The sequence below is a fragment of the Methylobacillus sp. genome (assembly GCF_036844465.1).
Taxonomy (GTDB): Bacteria; Pseudomonadota; Gammaproteobacteria; order Burkholderiales; family Methylophilaceae; genus Methylobacillus.
This window is the reverse complement of sequence record NZ_DAIUFW010000002.1, coordinates 358,021-373,302: the sequence shown is the minus strand read 5'-3', so window position 1 is coordinate 373,302 and position 15,282 is coordinate 358,021. Positions and strand designations below refer to the sequence as shown.

19 protein-coding genes are annotated in these 15,282 nt (G+C 55.8%); 13 read left to right on the top strand and 6 right to left on the bottom strand.

Annotated features, from left to right (window positions below; all coding sequences use genetic code 11):
- Positions 1–310 precede the first annotated feature (310 nt).
- The gene (locus tag V7Z75_RS04175) at positions 311–1,096 is read right to left on the bottom strand and encodes a TrmH family RNA methyltransferase (protein ID WP_334107343.1); all 786 of its coding nucleotides are present in this window, start codon (positions 1,094–1,096) and stop codon (positions 311–313) included.
- A gap of 105 nt (positions 1,097–1,201) precedes the next feature.
- On the opposite strand from V7Z75_RS04175, the gene rpiA reads away from it, so the two are divergent.
- The 4 genes from rpiA (at position 1,202) to V7Z75_RS04155 (ending at position 4,217) form a co-directional block, all read left to right on the top strand.
- Entirely contained in the window at positions 1,202–1,882 is a 681-nt protein-coding gene (gene rpiA, locus V7Z75_RS04170) for a ribose-5-phosphate isomerase RpiA (RefSeq protein WP_334107342.1), read from the top strand.
- The gene (gene dhaL / locus V7Z75_RS04165; RefSeq protein WP_334107341.1) at positions 1,882–2,520 is read left to right on the top strand and encodes a dihydroxyacetone kinase subunit DhaL; all 639 of its coding nucleotides are present in this window, start codon (positions 1,882–1,884) and stop codon (positions 2,518–2,520) included. Before rpiA ends, dhaL begins: the two co-directional genes overlap by 1 nt.
- A gap of 27 nt (positions 2,521–2,547) precedes the next feature.
- Entirely contained in the window at positions 2,548–3,537 is a 990-nt protein-coding gene (gene dhaK, locus V7Z75_RS04160) for a dihydroxyacetone kinase subunit DhaK (RefSeq protein WP_334107340.1), read from the top strand.
- Between the two features lie 152 nt (positions 3,538–3,689).
- Positions 3,690–4,217 carry an REP-associated tyrosine transposase gene (locus V7Z75_RS04155; RefSeq protein ID WP_334107339.1) on the top strand — a complete coding sequence of 176 codons (528 nt, stop codon included), beginning with the start codon at positions 3,690–3,692 and terminating at the stop codon, positions 4,215–4,217.
- A 29-nt stretch (positions 4,218–4,246) separates the two neighbouring features.
- On the opposite strand, the gene V7Z75_RS04150 is transcribed toward V7Z75_RS04155, so the two are convergent.
- From V7Z75_RS04150 to V7Z75_RS04140, 3 genes are all read right to left on the bottom strand, one after another.
- Positions 4,247–4,837 (bottom strand): hypothetical protein, encoded by a 591-nt coding sequence (locus V7Z75_RS04150; RefSeq protein WP_334107338.1) that lies wholly within the window; start codon positions 4,835–4,837, stop codon positions 4,247–4,249.
- A gap of 54 nt (positions 4,838–4,891) precedes the next feature.
- Positions 4,892–5,017 carry a hypothetical protein gene (locus V7Z75_RS04145; RefSeq protein WP_334107337.1) on the bottom strand — a complete coding sequence of 42 codons (126 nt, stop codon included), beginning with the start codon at positions 5,015–5,017 and terminating at the stop codon, positions 4,892–4,894.
- Between the two features lie 241 nt (positions 5,018–5,258).
- Entirely contained in the window at positions 5,259–5,597 is a 339-nt protein-coding gene (locus tag V7Z75_RS04140; protein ID WP_334107336.1) for a zinc ribbon domain-containing protein YjdM, read from the bottom strand.
- 244 nt (positions 5,598–5,841) lie between these two features.
- Here V7Z75_RS04140 and V7Z75_RS04135 point away from each other — a divergent pair, with 244 nt between their 5' ends.
- The 5 genes from V7Z75_RS04135 (at position 5,842) to V7Z75_RS04115 (ending at position 11,113) form a co-directional block, all read left to right on the top strand.
- Positions 5,842–6,348 carry a DUF3617 domain-containing protein gene (locus V7Z75_RS04135; RefSeq protein ID WP_334107335.1) on the top strand — a complete coding sequence of 169 codons (507 nt, stop codon included), beginning with the start codon at positions 5,842–5,844 and terminating at the stop codon, positions 6,346–6,348.
- A 21-nt stretch (positions 6,349–6,369) separates the two neighbouring features.
- Positions 6,370–7,083 (top strand): pseudouridine synthase, encoded by a 714-nt coding sequence (locus V7Z75_RS04130; RefSeq protein ID WP_334107334.1) that lies wholly within the window; start codon positions 6,370–6,372, stop codon positions 7,081–7,083.
- A 220-nt stretch (positions 7,084–7,303) separates the two neighbouring features.
- Positions 7,304–8,884 (top strand): DEAD/DEAH box helicase, encoded by a 1,581-nt coding sequence (locus V7Z75_RS04125; RefSeq protein WP_334107333.1) that lies wholly within the window; start codon positions 7,304–7,306, stop codon positions 8,882–8,884.
- Between the two features lie 12 nt (positions 8,885–8,896).
- On the top strand, positions 8,897–10,729 hold the full coding sequence (gene recQ, locus V7Z75_RS04120) for a DNA helicase RecQ (RefSeq protein WP_334107332.1): 1,833 nt from the start codon (positions 8,897–8,899) through the stop codon (positions 10,727–10,729).
- A gap of 30 nt (positions 10,730–10,759) precedes the next feature.
- Positions 10,760–11,113 (top strand): DUF488 domain-containing protein, encoded by a 354-nt coding sequence (locus V7Z75_RS04115; protein ID WP_334107331.1) that lies wholly within the window; start codon positions 10,760–10,762, stop codon positions 11,111–11,113.
- Positions 11,114–11,184: 71 nt separating this feature from the next.
- On the opposite strand, the gene V7Z75_RS04110 is transcribed toward V7Z75_RS04115, so the two are convergent.
- Positions 11,185–11,700, bottom strand: a complete 516-nt coding sequence (locus V7Z75_RS04110) for a BON domain-containing protein (RefSeq protein WP_334107330.1) — start codon at positions 11,698–11,700, stop codon at positions 11,185–11,187.
- Positions 11,701–11,855: 155 nt separating this feature from the next.
- The gene (locus V7Z75_RS04105; RefSeq protein WP_334107329.1) at positions 11,856–13,271 is read right to left on the bottom strand and encodes a sensor histidine kinase; all 1,416 of its coding nucleotides are present in this window, start codon (positions 13,269–13,271) and stop codon (positions 11,856–11,858) included.
- Positions 13,272–13,389: 118 nt separating this feature from the next.
- Between V7Z75_RS04105 and V7Z75_RS04100 the strand changes: the two genes are divergently transcribed.
- The 4 genes from V7Z75_RS04100 (at position 13,390) to V7Z75_RS04085 (ending at position 15,257) form a co-directional block, all read left to right on the top strand.
- Positions 13,390–13,554 carry a DUF1328 domain-containing protein gene (locus V7Z75_RS04100; RefSeq protein WP_334107328.1) on the top strand — a complete coding sequence of 55 codons (165 nt, stop codon included), beginning with the start codon at positions 13,390–13,392 and terminating at the stop codon, positions 13,552–13,554.
- A gap of 73 nt (positions 13,555–13,627) precedes the next feature.
- Entirely contained in the window at positions 13,628–14,017 is a 390-nt protein-coding gene (locus V7Z75_RS04095; RefSeq protein ID WP_334107327.1) for a hypothetical protein, read from the top strand.
- Between the two features lie 143 nt (positions 14,018–14,160).
- Positions 14,161–14,793: a response regulator transcription factor gene (locus V7Z75_RS04090; RefSeq protein ID WP_334107326.1), complete on the top strand. Its 633-nt coding sequence runs from the start codon at positions 14,161–14,163 to the stop codon at positions 14,791–14,793.
- 47 nt (positions 14,794–14,840) lie between these two features.
- Positions 14,841–15,257, top strand: coding sequence for a response regulator (locus V7Z75_RS04085; RefSeq protein ID WP_334107325.1), 417 nt, complete (start codon positions 14,841–14,843; stop codon positions 15,255–15,257).
- Positions 15,258–15,282 lie beyond the last annotated feature (25 nt).

Below are 15,282 nucleotides of genomic sequence, written 5' to 3'. Positions count from 1 at the left end.
TGTGCTTCTGTGCTTCTGTGCTTCTGTGCTTCTGTGCTTCTGTGCTTCTGTGCTTTCAGCATGATAACCTCCCTGAAGCTTTTCTTAGTGCATTCCTACAAGAAAAAGTTAATAAAATTAGGCGCATACCTATGAACGACATGACAATCCCTGAATGATTTTCAAATGAGTCTGCGCTTTTGTCTATGGCCCACTTGGGCTATAGACAAAACAATGGAAATGTTCATAAGAAAGAGAAAAAGCGGCTTGATAAGCGTGAAAAAGCACGGAAAAGAGATGCCGGGCCTGGCCCGGTATGATAGGCGATCTCTTATTCGCCCTGCCTGAGCGCCTGCCGCCTGCGCTCAAACAAACACACTGCCGTTGCCGCCGCGGCATTGAGCGATTCCACCTGCCCGGCCATGGGGATGCTGACCTGACAACTGGCGGCGGCGATCAATGCATCGCTCAGCCCTGCGCCCTCGTTGCCGATGATAAACGCGGTTGGCTGCTGCAAACCGATGTCATACAGGGATTGCCCAGCCAGTGTGGCCGCCAGGGTCTGGCCATGAAAACCCTGGGACTCTTGCACCAGGTCCGCGCGTTCGATTATCGGCAGCACGAATTGCGCGCCCTGCCCGCCGCGCAATGCCTTGGGCGACCAGGCATCGGTGCAGCCCTGTGAAAGGTAGACGCCCTGCACGCCCGCCGCCGCGGCTGAGCGCAACATGCTGCCGAGGTTGCCGGGGTCCTGGATATCTTCCAGCATCAACACGAAATCCGGCTGCTCCGGCATAGGCAATTGCGGAATATCCACCAGCGCGAGGATGCCTGTGGGCGTGGCCACGGGGGAGAGTTCGGCGAACATGAGGGTGGTGAACATGACAGTGGGTACATCCGCCAGCGCTTGCAGCAGGCCGACGACTTCGTTGGTGGATTCGCCCTCGGCGATGATCAGGAGCTTGGGCAGGCCGAATTGTTCGATATACGCCTGCAACAAATGTGCGCCGTCCAGCAGGGTTTCGTTGCTCTTGCGCCGCTCGCGCGCGTTTTCGGCCAGTTTGCGCAATTGCTTGAACAGGCTGTTATCGCGGGAGGTGATATGTTTAAATGTCATGAAAATTCGCAGGCTGCTGAATAAAGATGCAGGGCATTTTACCCGATTCGGCGGGCGCGCCTGCGGGTAAAACCATCCCTGCCACCCCATCCGAGGAGAATCATCATGAATGACAAGGAGCTGGTCGCCATCCGCGCTGCACGCCATGTGCAGGATGGCATGACCGTGGGCCTGGGCACGGGCTCGACCGCCAATTTTTTCATCCAGGAGCTGGCGCGCCGCCACAAGGAAGAAGGCTTGCGCGTGACCGCCGCCGCAAGCTCTGTTGTCAGCACTATCAAGGCGCAGGCGCTGGGCCTGCCGCTGGTAGCGCTGGAACACCTGGGCAGGCTCGACTTGTATGTCGATGGCGCGGATGAGGTGACGCCGCAGATGGCGCTGCTGAAGGGCCGGGGCTATGACCTGGTGCGGGAGAAGCTGCTCGCGCGCGGTAGCGACCGTTTTATCGTGCTGGTCGATAAAAGCAAGCTGGTGAGCCACATCGGCGAGAAATTCCCCATCCCGGTGGAGGTGATGCCGTTTGCCTGGCAGTTGGTGAAAAACCGTCTGCAAGCCTTGGGCGGCCAGGCGGAACTGCGGCAGAACGCCGCGAAGGACGGTCTTGCGATTACTTCTTATGGCAGCCTGGTGCTGGACCTGACTTTTGACGCACCTGTGGACAGCGCCGCACTCAACCAGCAGCTCAACGATATTCCGGGGATTGCCGAACACGGTATTTTCCAGGATATCGCCAGCGCTGTTTTTATCGCCGACAACGGCAATGTCGAGGAAATCTGGAAAAAATAATGAGAACCGCATTCATCCTTGAAGCCATCTCCGCCGTGAACGACGCCGTGCTCAACAGCGAGGCCGAGCTGGAATCGCTGGACCGCGAGATTGGCGACGGCGACCATTTCATCAACCTCAAGCGCGGCTGCGCCACCCTGCTCGCCATGCGCGAGGAACTGGCCCCGCTGCCGCCTGCCGACGCGTTGCAACGCATTGGCATGAAATTGCTTTCCACCATAGGCGGCGCCTCAGGCCCGCTGATCGCGACCTTCTTCATGACCATGGCCAAGGTGGAAAAAGCCGGCGACATCAGCAGCCTGGCCGAAATCGCCGCCGCTTTCCATGCCAGTGTCGAGGCCATCAAGCAGCGCGGCAAGGCCGATGCAGGCGAGAAAACCATGCTGGATACCTTAATCCCCGTCGCGCAGACCTTCAGCCGCCTGACGGCGGAAGACGCAGCACCTGTCGATATCTACGCCGCCATCCAACAAGCAGCGGAGCAAGGCATGCTATCCACCAAGGACATGATCGCCACCAAGGGCCGCGCCGCCTTCCTCGGCGAACGCGCAATCGGCCATATCGATCCCGGCGCGCGCAGCAGCCAGATCATCATCCACACCATTACCGAACTGGCAAAACAGCACCAGGCTGCCTGAAGCCAGCGCAAAGGAGGAGAGAAAAACATGAAAAAATTCATCAACAACGTCGACGACATCCTCACCGAAAGCCTGAGCGGCTTTGCCGCGGCGCATGCGGACATCGTCAGCCTAAACCTGGAACCGCACTTCCTTACCCGCAGGGAAAAAGCGGAAAACAAGGTCGCCATCATCTCCGGCGGCGGCTCGGGCCATGAGCCGCTGCACAGCGGCTATATCGGTTACGGCATGCTGGATGCCGCCTGCCCCGGCCATGTGTTCACCTCCCCTTCCCCCGACCAGATGCTGGCAGCGGCTGAAGCCGTGCATGCCGGCAAGGGCGTACTGTTCATTGTCAAGAACTACGCCGGCGACGTGATGAACTTCGAGATGGCGGCCGAGATGCTGCCGTTCGAAAACGCTACCGTGCTCACCAGCGACGACGTCGCGGTGGAGAACTCCACCTACACCACCGGCCGCCGCGGCGTGGCAGGCACCGTGATCGTGGAGAAGGTCGTGGGCAGCCTGGCAGAGACCGGAGCCGACCTCGCCGCCTGCAAGGCGCTGGGCGACAAGGTCAACAGCCGCACCGCCTCCATGGGCGTCGCGCTCACGAGCTGTACCGTGCCCGCCGCCGGGCGGCCCACTTTCGATATCGGCGACAACGAGCTGGAAATGGGCGTGGGCATCCACGGCGAACCGGGCCGCAGGCGCGAAGCGATGAGAAACGCGGATGCCATCGTAGTCGATCTCGTAGCCGCCATCCTGGAAAACCTCAAACCAGCGCCGGGCAGCGAAGTGCTGCTCATGGTCAACGGCTTCGCCGCCACCCCGCTCATGGAGCTATACCTGCTCTACAACAGCGCCGCCAAACTGCTCAATGACAAGGGATTGAAGATCACCCGATCGCTGGTCGGCAACTACACCACCGCGCTGGATATGGCAGGCGCCTCCATCACGGTTTGCCTGCTGGATGACGAAATCTGCCAGCATTGGGATAGTCCGGTACATACGGCGGCGTTGCGGTGGCAGTGCTGAAACTATTAACTGAAGATAAAAATGCCACGATCAGCGGCATTTGTGTTTCGGATTTATATCTGCTGAGAACTCGGCTCAGGGTGGAGCCAACGTAGGGCGCAATAACCAACGGGCATTGCGCCGCATGACACCTCTCCAATACACTCTCAATCATGGACTATCGGCGCGTCTGGCATGCAGGTGGAACGTATTTTTTTACCGTCAATCTGTTACAGCGACAACACAATGACTTGCTCATCAGGCATATCGGCCTGTTGCGCCAGGTTGTCTCTTCTGTCAAACAGCGCCATCCTTTCATTATCCATGGCTGGGTCGTATTGCCAGACCATTTGCATGCCTTGATTGAACTGCCGGCCAACGATAGCGACTATGCCACCCGATGGCGGTTGATAAAATCAGGATTTTCCAAGGCAATTCCACAAGAAGAATATCGTTCTACCGTGCGTCGCAGAAGAGGTGAGCGCGGTATCTGGCAAAGACGGTATTGGGAACATTGCATCCGCAATGAGGCAGATTATCGAGCGCATATGGATTACCTCCATATCAACCCGGTTAAGCATGGCCTGGTTGCACAGGTGAAAGAATGGCCGTATTCGACTTTCCAGCGTTTGGTGGAACAAGGCATCTATCCGCAGGATTGGGCCGGAGGGAGTGAGGATGAGGTTGGATATGTGGATTGAGGGACATGATACGGCGCAATGCCCGTTGGTTATTGCGCCCTACGCGGGCTGCGGGTGCGCAACAAAAAGTACAAAACTTCATCGAATCCTGCTTTAGCTTTGACCATTGCTATGACTTCGCTTGGACTGACGTCTAGATCGCTCGGCATGCGAGGATGAGTTAATCGGTCTCTGACGTGAACTGAATCTCTGAACAAAGACCACCATTCAGCGCTCGCATCAAAGTGGAAATCAACGCCGTTTGCCTCTGCAAAAACATTGAAAGCGAAGCGAACGTTCTTACTTAGGGGAATCTTGGCAGGTTTCTCAAGCACATCACCCTTATCACTTAGGCCAAAGTCGGCTTCAAATATGAAATGCTGTTGCTGTGGGGTAAGCTCAATTCCATTTTCATCGGCGTTAAACGAAGCCTCGATCTTGAGGATGTATGTAGCCCCCTCGATATAGGCGAAGGCAGTACTTATAAGTTGCCTAGCATCAAACTCATGATCTGCATCAATGGTCCCGTCAGCTTGGCGCGTTCCCTCGTTCAAGCGATCTATTACCTCCGAGTAGCAACGGCGATAATCGTCATCCAGTGCTAGTAATAGCTCTCTGGTGGTTCGTGCGTCTTCTTCCATGGTCTACACCTGAGTTAAGCCGCACCGCGAAGCGGCGTCGGATTGGACGAATTGTTAGGCGGCAATTCCCATGATTAGGATTTCCGCGATCTTACTTTCAGCAAGCGGGTCCTGCTGGTACTTGATGAGGCAAACAAGCGACACCTGAACTTCGGTCATGGATAGGATGAAATCTTCCACAGCCTGGTCACCAACGTTCTTAAATCGGTAGTTCCGGGTGGGATGGGTTGTTCCACAGGAACGTGCGCCTTACCAGCATTTTCATACTTGTTGAAGTCATAGATGTCGCACGCGAGCCTCATCGGCGTCTCGTCAATGCGAGTGGGTGGAAAAATAGCCAGGGCGCAATAACCAACGGGCATTGCGTCCCACCCTGAGTTCGCCCCACAGAAAATCCTCAAAGTCGATTTCATGCATGAATTCAGGCTTTTTTGACGAATTCCGATTTCAGCTTCATCGCGCCAATACCGTCAATCTTGCAGTCGATATTGTGGTCGCTGTCCACCAGGCGGATGTTCTTGACCTTGGTGCCGACCTTGACCACCAGCGATGATCCCTTGACTTTCAAGTCCTTGATCACGGTCACGCTGTCGCCATCCTGCAGCAGGTTGCCGTTGGCATCCTTGACGATGAAGTCGCTGTTTGCGGCTTCTTCGCCCGCGGGCGACCATTCATGGGCGCATTCGGGACAGATCAGCAGTTCGCCATCCTGATAGGTGTAGCTGGACTGACATTGAGGGCAATTGGGTAATTCACTCATATTTAATACAACCTGTTCAAAAGTTTGATAACGCAGGCAACTGGCGGCAAAACAACCCGATCAATATCGGGCTATTTCCGCTGTTGCATGCCACCGTGCCAAGCATTATCTCAAAAACCCTATATCTATCTCAACTATTCAGCACATTGTGGGCGAAACCCAGAAAGCAGAACCCGCGCTCCCGGCTATCGGGTTGACCATCAATGTTATACTGCCGCCATTGTCACCATCCGCCTCTTGCCCAATGTCCATCAAACCCGTCGCCCTGTTGTCTGCATGCTCTTTGCTCCCCCTTGCCTTGCCCGCGCTGGCAATCGACCAGATCAAGCCCGGCCAGTGGGAAACTTCGGTCACGATGCAGGGCCTGCCTGCCATCGCTGCTGACCAACTGGAGCAATTGCGGCAATTCGGCATTGAGCTGCCTATCAGCGGCAATACGATTGTGACGCAACAATGCATCACACCCGAGCAGGCCAGCCTGAAGCAGCCGATGCTGCCGCAGACGGAGGATGGTTGCAGCGTGAGCAATTATCGCCACCAGGGCGACAAGGTGAGCGGTGACGTCAGTTGCAACGGACTTATCAAGGGTAATGGCCGCTTCGATATGACCTTGCTCAGCGACAGCGCGTTCCAGGGCAGCATTTCCATGCAGGGCACCGCACAGGGCTTGCCCGTGAACCAGAACTCATCCATCAGCGGCAAGTGGGTCAAGCCCGCTTGCGATGCCGATATTCCGGCTTACCAGCCGTAACTCTCAATCTATCAATATCCTATGCAACTTGAACGTATCCTGCATGCGCAGGGCTTTGGCTCCCGCAAGATTTGCCGCTCGATGATCCGCCACGGCGAGGTCACGGTGAACGGCGAAATATGCGATTTCCCTTTTACCGAGTTTGAACCCGAGAATCTCCGTTTCACGGTACGTGGCGAGACCTGGGAATTCCGGGAAAAAGCCTACCTGATGCTGAACAAGCCTGCGCATTACGAATGCTCGCACAAGCCGCAGCACCACCCGAGCATTTTCAGCCTGCTGCCCGCGCCGCTGCTGGAGCGCGGTGTGCAGAGCATAGGTAGGTTGGACGAGGACACGACAGGGCTGCTGCTGCTCTCGGATGACGGGCAGTTCATCCATCGCATGAGCTCGCCCAAGTGGAAAGTGCCCAAGGTCTATGAAGTCACCACCAAGCATCCTTTGGATGAAACGCAAATCGCTACGCTATTGAGCGGCGTGCAATTGCTGGACGAACCGGCGCCGGTTGCCGCGCTGGCGGCAGAAGTGGTCAGCGACCATATGCTGCACCTGACGCTGGCAGAGGGGAAATACCACCAGGTCAAGCGCATGCTGGCTGCGGTGAGCAATCGGGTCGAGGCATTGCAGCGCATCCGCATCGGCAGGCTGAATTTGCCCGCCGACCTTGCGGAAGGCGAGTGGCGCTGGCTGGATGCGGAGATGCTGGAAGCAGTTTCACCGGTACGTCAAACATAGCGGCAAGGCATGCATGGCAGTCCATATCTGGAACTTCCGCATGCATGCCTTGCCCAATTCAAGCACTTTTGCCGTATAATCTCCCTTCCCTGCGCTACATCCAATCCGCGCAGCGGTCTTGCATCCTAATTTAAAGATACCTTCCTGCTGTCTGCCTAGATTGGAGTTATGTCATCGTAACAGGCCGGCAAAACACCCTTGAATATAATGGAGTTTCAGCTTGTCTTCTGACGTAAGCATCGCGCTTTCCAACCTACAATTTTCCGATCTCGGCCTGGCAGAACCCATTCTGCGCGCCATTGCCGATACCGGCTACACCAACCCCACCCCGATCCAGGCCCAGGCCATTCCGCTGGTGCTGAACGGCGGCGACCTCCTGGCGGGCGCCCAGACAGGCACTGGCAAGACAGCAGGCTTTACCCTGCCCTTGCTGCACCTGCTGCATTCCAAGCCGGTCAAGGCCAATCCCGGCCAGCCGCGCTGCCTGATCCTGACGCCGACGCGCGAACTTGCCGCCCAGGTGGAAGAATCGGTACAGACCTACGGCAAGCACCTGAAACTGAAATCCATGGTGATGTTCGGCGGCGTGGGCATCAACCCGCAGATCGAGCGCCTGAAGAAGCCGCTGGATATCCTGGTCGCCACGCCCGGCCGCTTGCTCGACCACGCTGCGCAGAAAACCATAGACCTGTCCGCGATCGAGATCCTAGTGCTGGACGAGGCGGACCGCATGCTCGACATGGGCTTCATCCGCGACATCAAGCGCGTACTGGCACTGCTGCCGAAAAAGCGCCAGAACCTGCTGTTCTCCGCCACTTTCTCCGACGAGATCAAGGAACTGGCCGACGGCCTGCTGCACAATCCCGGCTTTGTCGAAGTGGCTCGCCGCAACACGGCATCGGAACTGGTCGAACAAGCCGTGCACTTGGTTAGCCAGGGGCACAAGCGCGATCTGGTCGCGCACCTGATCCGCCACCACGACTGGAAGCAGGTGCTGATATTCACCCGCACCAAGCACGGCGCCAACCGCCTCGCGGAAAAGCTCAGCAAGGACGGCATCGCCGCTGCCGCGATTCACGGCAACAAGAGCCAATCCGCCCGTACCAAGGCGTTGGCCGAGTTCAAGGACGGCACCTTGCCGGTCCTGGTAGCGACCGATATTGCCGCACGCGGCCTCGATATCGACCAATTGCCGCAAGTGGTGAACTTCGAACTGCCCAACGTGCCGGAAGACTATGTACACCGTATTGGCCGTACCGGCCGCGCCGGTTGCTCGGGCGCTGCCGTTTCGCTGGTAGATGGCGAGGAAGTCAAACTGCTCAAGGGTATCGAGCGCCTCATCAAACGCGAAATTGCAAAACTGGATATCCCTGGCGACTTTATACCTAGCGAAAAACCTGCCGCAGAAAGCCGTCCCCCAAGACAACAGCAGCCTGCGCAAACCCGCCAGGCCAGGAACAACCGCCCGCAAGGCCAGCGCGAACGCGACGACGCCAGTGGCAATAGCGCCGAGCCGCGCTCAGGCAACAAGCCACGCCAAGGCAGGAACAACCAGGCAAAAAACCAAGCCAGGCCGCAACGCGCACAAGGCCAACAACAGCCAGGCCAGCAGCAAACGCAAGGTCAGCGCAACAAGCTTCAAGGCCAAACGGATCAAACCAAGCAGAAGCCGGAAAAATTCTTGTCCGAAGCCGCGCGCCACCAGGCCATGCCGCAAGTCGGATTGTTCGTGCCGCCGCAGCCGCCCAAACGCCAATTCCACAATAACCCAGGGCAGCGTCCCAACCGGGGCCGCCGCTAGTATCTGAAAAGCATGCAGGCGAACACTGCCGCCCAGCAACTACTGGAGCAAACCTTTGGCTACAGCGCCTTCCGCGGCGAGCAGGAAGCCATCGTCAACCATGTTGCCAACGGCGGCGATGCACTGGTGCTGATGCCGACCGGCGGCGGCAAGTCGCTTTGCTACCAGATTCCGGCGCTGTTGCGGCAAGGCGTCGGCATTGTCGTTTCCCCGCTCATTGCCCTGATGCAGGACCAGGTGGATGCCTTGCGCCAGCTGGGCATTCAAGCCGCCTTCCTCAATTCCAGCCTGGACGGCGATAGCGCGCGCAACGTCTACCAGGCGTTGATGCGCGGCGAGATGAAGGTGTTGTATGTCGCGCCCGAGCGGCTGATGACGCCGAACTTCCTTAGCACCTTGCACGAAATCCAGCAACGCTTCGGCATCGCCCTGTTCGCGATCGACGAGGCGCATTGCGTATCGCAATGGGGGCACGACTTCCGGCCCGAATACCGCCAGCTTACGGTGCTGCACCAGGAGTTTCCCGAGGTGCCGCGCATCGCGCTCACCGCCACCGCCGATACGCCGACCCGCAATGAGATCGTCGAGCGCCTGGGCCTGGAAAGCGCGCGGCAATTCGTTTCCAGCTTCGACCGCCCGAACATCCGCTACCGCGTGGCATTGAAAAACAACGCCCGCAAGCAATTGCTCAGCTTCCTCGAATCCGAACACCCCAACGACGCTGGCATCATCTATTGCTTGTCGCGGCGCAAGGTGGAAGAGACGGCGGCCTGGCTCAAGGAGCAAGGCTGGGATGCGCTGCCTTACCATGCCGGGCTGGACGCCAGCCTGCGCCAAGCCAACCAGCAGCGCTTCCTGCGCGAGGAAGGCATCATCATGGTCGCGACCGTGGCCTTCGGCATGGGCATAGACAAGCCCAACGTGCGCTTCGTCGTCCACCTCGACCTGCCCAAGAGCATGGAGGGCTATTACCAGGAAACCGGCCGCGCCGGGCGCGACGGCCTGGATGCGGACGCATGGATGGTGTATGGCCTGGGCGACCTGGTTAACATGCGCCAATTGCTCGACGGCGGCGACACGCCCGAAGAAAGAAAGCGCCTGGATCGCCAGAAGCTGGACGCCCTGCTCGGCTATTGCGAATCCACTGCCTGCCGCCACCAGGCCATCTTGCGCTATTTCGGCGAGCAGCATCCGGGCAATTGCGGGCAATGCGACAACTGCCTCAACCCGGTGGACACCTGGAACGGCACCGAGGCCGCGCGCATGGCGCTTTCATGCGTATACCGCAGCGGCCAGCGCTTCGGCGCGGGCCACCTCATCGACATCCTGCTGGGCAAGACGACCGACCAGATCAAGCGCTTCAACCACCACTCGCTGACCACCTTCGGCATCGGCAAGGCCCTGAGCCAGGCGCAATGGAGCAGCGTGTTCCGCCAGCTGGCGGTGGCCGGGCTGCTTTCCACCGACATGGAAGGCTACGGCGGCCTGCGTCTCACGGAGGAAGCCAGGCCGTTGCTGCGCGGGGAAACGGAAATCTGGCTGCGCAGCGATCCGCCTGCCACGCGCACAGCAAGCAAGGCCGAACGCGCCAGCCGCAGCCGCGAGGCCTACAAGGAAGTGCAGGACGACCCGCTCTGGCTCGCGCTCAAGGCCAAGCGGCTGGAGCTCGCCCGCGAGCAGGAAGTGCCGCCGTATGTCATTTTCCACGACAGCACCCTGCTGGAAATCCTCAACCAGCGTCCTGCCAGCCTGGCGGAAATGGGTCGCCTCAGTGGCATAGGCAAGGCAAAACTGGCACATTATGGGGATGCGTTTCTGGAAATTCTGGAGGAATATGCTGACTGACTCCAGGAAAAACCTCAGAGGAGAATCCAGATGAACCTCGGTATCAAGCGTGTTTACGAACCGGCTGCACCAGAAGATGGCCAGCGTATTCTGATAGATAGGCTATGGCCACGCGGCCTGTCCAAGGAACATGCCCATGTGGATTTATGGCTCAAGACAATTGCGCCCAGCACCGAGCTGCGGCAATGGTTCGCGCATGACCCGGAAAAATGGCCCGCCTTCCAAGAGAAATATTTTGCGGAGCTTGCCACATTGCCTGATGAAATTGGGCAAATCCGCGCCCTGGCAAAGCAGCAGCGAGTGACATTGCTGTATGGCGCACGCGACCAGGAGCATAACCAAGCCGTTGCACTGATGGCTTATCTCAATCAGCATCCTGGTTAACCAACACCCAGAAATATGACGAAAGCCTGTGAATATCCACAGGCTTTCAGCATTTCCAACGAATTGACAGCTTACTGCTTGACGATCAGGTTGTTTTTGACGGACTTCACACCCTCCACGGATTTAGCAATCTCACCGGCCTTTTGAACCTGGGCTTTCATGCTGACAAAACCGCTTAATTGCACTACGCCCTTATAAGTTTCCACGCTGACTTGCATACCCTTGAGGCCTTCTTCCTTCACGATCAGCGCCTTTACCTTGGTCGTGATGGTGCTGTCATCCACAATCCGTCCCACTTCTTTTTTCTGCTGAGCCGTTTTGTAATTGCTGTACTCTTCCTGGCTCAGCTTGGCATCCTTGTTCTTGTCGGCAGCGTTGAAATGCTCCTTGGTATAGAAACTGTCCTTGCTGGCCTCGCTGAAACTAAGGTGACCGTCATTGTTGGTATCGAGCTCATTGAACTGTTTCACATCCGGGCTCTGGTTGATCTCATCGGAAATGGATACCGCCCATACGCTACATCCTGTCACGCCAAGCGCCGCAGCGAATACGGCAGAGATGATATTGGTTTTGATGGAACGTTTCATCTTGCACCTCTCTCACTTTCAGTGATGTTGATTAATTTTCAAAAGATGGCTGCATGGTAAAAGTATCTAAAACTCAGCACTATCAGCATGCCACTACAAACAATGTCAGAATCCACTGACATGGCGCTTGTCTGCAAGATGAAGCATTAACGAAACTATGATAGCTTGGTGGGAATAATCGCCCGCAGATGGAAACCTTCATTGGGCGCGCTGGTGATATCGACGCGCCCACCAATTGCACTGATGCGATTGCGGATGCCCGATAGTCCGTGCGCTGCCGCATTGGTATTCGACAGATCGACGCCCACTCCATTATCCTCAACCTTCAATTCCAGATAATCCTCAGCCACGATCAAATGCACTCCTACCTTGGTGGCATAGGCATATTTGCTGGCGTTGTTCATACTTTCCTGAATTACGCGATAGGCAATCAACCCGATGGTTTCTGGTAACTGGATATGTTCGTCCGGCAGGATCAGGTCCAACTCCCAATCGTTGCGCTCTGCGGCATCCTCAATCAATGACCGCAGCGCAGGCAAGAAACCGATCGTGGTAATGATGGACGGGTGCAGGTTCTGCACCACCTGGCGCTTGAACTGTATGCCCTGGTTCAGGTATTGCGTGGTCTTGTTGAGTTTTTCCACCACCTCGGGATGCGTCGCCCTGACTCGGCGTATCGTCCAGGAAATATCCAGCTTGGTAGCTGTCAAAATGGAACCCAGCTCATCATGCAGGTCGTGCGCCAGCTTCTGCCGCGCTCGCTCCACATCAGCCTGGTATTCCAGCGCCAGTGTTTCCATCAGGTAGGCATTATTGCGGATTCGCTCCTCATACGCCTCGCAATCGCGCGCCAATTGACGACGCAGGTGGTCGCGACTGTTCATTTCCTGTACCAGTTGCCGGATCACCAGGATAACCAGCAGCAACAGAATCAGGGCCGTGCCGATGACGGAAATGCGTGCCACTACAATGGTCTGCTCACGCTTCTTGGACAACGTTGCCAATGCTTCGTATTGATGGTCTATCAACATTTGGGAATATTGCATGAACTTGGCCATTTCCATGATGCCCTGCTCAAGCTTGACCACCTGTAATGCTTCATCTGTCTTCCCTGCCTGCAACAACGACATGGCCAGCTTCATTTCAGCATTCTTGGCCTCCAGCACGGAACTCAGGACAATCATCCAGTTCTGTTCCTGCTTGTCATCCATTTTTACCGTTTTCGCAGTCAGCAACCCCTCAATTTTGCGGATATTCCGCCGCGAAGAGTCAATTGCCTGGTTGAACATCGTGGATAGCTCTTCCCGCTGGTTGAGCAGATAGCCGCGCTGCGCGCTTTCGGCTTGGTTCAGGCTGCTGCGTAATTGCTGCAAGCCTGCAATGTTGTGCTGAACCTGCGCCAACTGTTCATTCTGCTGTTTCAATTCAAGCAGCCAGGCATCCGTAAACATGACGGAAATCAAGGCCAGCATCATGGATGCAAACAGGAGCGCCAATACACGCCCACCAAGACGGCGCACCAGGCGTTTGCCCCAAGTAATCAATTTGTTATCAATAGACTGGTTACTCATGGTCCTCCAGAGTTTGTGTAAGAATTTTCCGACAATGAATTAGGAGTCTGTCTGCTAATGCAAAGCGAGGTAAACGCCTACAGTGTAACCGTAGACCAAGAAAACGAAGGAGAAAACAATGTTGCACTACTCCGTGATTTTTTTCGTAATTGCACTGATTGCCGCTTTCTTCGGCTTTAGTGGTATTGCCGCAGGCGCTGCGGAAATTGCCAAGATACTATTTTTCGTCTTCCTGATCATTACCATCGTGTCATTGCTTGTGGGCATTTTCAACAAGCGTTGAATGATTGCATGGTGGAGATCGTATGATCTGACTCACCCTTCACCTGACTCATAGTAAAGCATTGGAGCTATTTATGTTTGAGCATACTCAAGACGAAATCAAGGAACACATCCAAGAAGTGGCCGAAACAGCCCAGGAAGCTGCCAGTGACAGTATTGAGGCAGGCAAGACTTCTGCACGCAAGCTCAAGAAGCAGGCGCGCGACAGTAAAAAGGAAGCACTCGCCCTTCTCGAAAGCCTCAAGGATGTATTGAATCCCAAAGCCGATACCGCGGAAGAGGTCATCCAGCAGCTAAAGGATAATTTCTCCGATTGGTCTCAATCGCTGGACAAGGAGTTATCACAGGCTCTTGGCATTCGGCAAACCAGCAAGCCATGGTTGAGCAAGCGCTCCCTGCTGGCGCTTTCCCTGGCTGCCGGTGCTGGCCTGTTGCTCGCGCATGCCTTGAGCCGAGAAGACTGAGTGACGCCTCTGCTACAGCGCGTTTTGGGATGGCAGCTAGGCTTGCAGGAGCAAGCTTCTCGACTTAGTATCACTGATCAACCATCTATTAACTATCTATCTATAACCACGGGGAAAATTATCGACAAGGATTGTCAGCACTTATGAAAAAAATATTATTAGTTGATGACCATAATATTGTCCGACAAGGGCTACGCAACCTGATTGAACTGGAATCTGATCTTGAGGTGGCAGGAGAAGCTTCGTCGGGCCTGGAGGCCATCACGCTGGTGAGAAATCATCAATATGACGTGGTCGTCATGGATATCGCAATGCCAGACAGAAATGGCGTGGATACGCTGCACGATCTGCGGCGAGTGGCGCCCAACTTGCCTGTATTGATGCTGAGCGGATATGGCGAAGAGCAATATGCGCTTAACCTCATGCGCAGCGGCTGCAAGGGATATCTGTCCAAGGAAACCGATGCGGACGAGATCATTCGGGCCATTCGCACCGTCGCCAATGGCAAGCGCTATATCTCAGCGGAACTGGCAGAAATCATGTCGAACGAGCTGAGCCATCCTTCGGAAAAACTGCTGCACGAAACCCTTTCAGACCGCGAATTTCAGGTATTTTTCAAACTTGCCAGCGGTCGGAGCGCGACAGAAATTGGCGAAGAACTATGTATCAGCGTCAAAACTGTCAGCACCTACCGCACCCGTATCATGGAGAAAATGAGCTTGAAAACCAACGCTGATTTAACCTACTATGCGATCAAAAATCAGTTGATCACATAATCCATTTTGTTAATGAATGATTGCTTGAATCTATGAATGTTGCTGTCATGACAGATCACCGTTCCAATGCGTCCGCGAATCTCAAGGCAATGAAAATATTGCTGGTCGAGGATTCGCTGCTACTGCGGGAAACCATCATGGATGTTTTGTCCGACTGTCCCGGCCTGGTATTTGCGGGGGTAGCATCGAGCCAGGATGAAGCCATCATGAAACTCAAGCAAGAACCTTTCGATTTGCTTCTTGTAGATATTGAACTGGCGCAGGGTCATGGTTTTGGCGTCATCAAGGCAACCCAGGAGCCTGACCATCCTTTTCCCCGCCCCACCTACCTGATCCTGACCAACCACGCCTACCCGCAGTATCGCCTGATAGCAAAAAACTTGGGGGTGGAACATTTTTTTGATAAATCCATGGATTTTGACGTAGCCATTGAAACCATAGAATCCCTGGCCGCTGCATTTTAGGCCTGGCTCTTCACTGTGATGCTAT

Coding starts and splice junctions, on each gene's coding strand:
- V7Z75_RS04085 (WP_334107325.1), top strand. CDS start 14,841: ATGACAGATCACCGTTCCAATGCGTCCGCGAATCTCAAGGCAATGAAA.
- recQ (WP_334107332.1), top strand. CDS start 8,897: ATGCAGGCGAACACTGCCGCCCAGCAACTACTGGAGCAAACCTTTGGC.
- V7Z75_RS04100 (WP_334107328.1), top strand. CDS start 13,390: ATGTTGCACTACTCCGTGATTTTTTTCGTAATTGCACTGATTGCCGCT.
- rpiA (WP_334107342.1), top strand. CDS start 1,202: ATGAATGACAAGGAGCTGGTCGCCATCCGCGCTGCACGCCATGTGCAG.
- V7Z75_RS04150 (WP_334107338.1), bottom strand. CDS start 4,837: ATGGAAGAAGACGCACGAACCACCAGAGAGCTATTACTAGCACTGGAT.
- V7Z75_RS04140 (WP_334107336.1), bottom strand. CDS start 5,597: ATGAGTGAATTACCCAATTGCCCTCAATGTCAGTCCAGCTACACCTAT.
- dhaL (WP_334107341.1), top strand. CDS start 1,882: ATGAGAACCGCATTCATCCTTGAAGCCATCTCCGCCGTGAACGACGCC.
- V7Z75_RS04135 (WP_334107335.1), top strand. CDS start 5,842: ATGTCCATCAAACCCGTCGCCCTGTTGTCTGCATGCTCTTTGCTCCCC.
- V7Z75_RS04105 (WP_334107329.1), bottom strand. CDS start 13,271: ATGAGTAACCAGTCTATTGATAACAAATTGATTACTTGGGGCAAACGC.
- V7Z75_RS04175 (WP_334107343.1), bottom strand. CDS start 1,096: ATGACATTTAAACATATCACCTCCCGCGATAACAGCCTGTTCAAGCAA.
- V7Z75_RS04095 (WP_334107327.1), top strand. CDS start 13,628: ATGTTTGAGCATACTCAAGACGAAATCAAGGAACACATCCAAGAAGTG.
- V7Z75_RS04130 (WP_334107334.1), top strand. CDS start 6,370: ATGCAACTTGAACGTATCCTGCATGCGCAGGGCTTTGGCTCCCGCAAG.
- V7Z75_RS04115 (WP_334107331.1), top strand. CDS start 10,760: ATGAACCTCGGTATCAAGCGTGTTTACGAACCGGCTGCACCAGAAGAT.
- V7Z75_RS04155 (WP_334107339.1), top strand. CDS start 3,690: ATGGACTATCGGCGCGTCTGGCATGCAGGTGGAACGTATTTTTTTACC.
- V7Z75_RS04110 (WP_334107330.1), bottom strand. CDS start 11,700: ATGAAACGTTCCATCAAAACCAATATCATCTCTGCCGTATTCGCTGCG.
- dhaK (WP_334107340.1), top strand. CDS start 2,548: ATGAAAAAATTCATCAACAACGTCGACGACATCCTCACCGAAAGCCTG.
- V7Z75_RS04090 (WP_334107326.1), top strand. CDS start 14,161: ATGAAAAAAATATTATTAGTTGATGACCATAATATTGTCCGACAAGGG.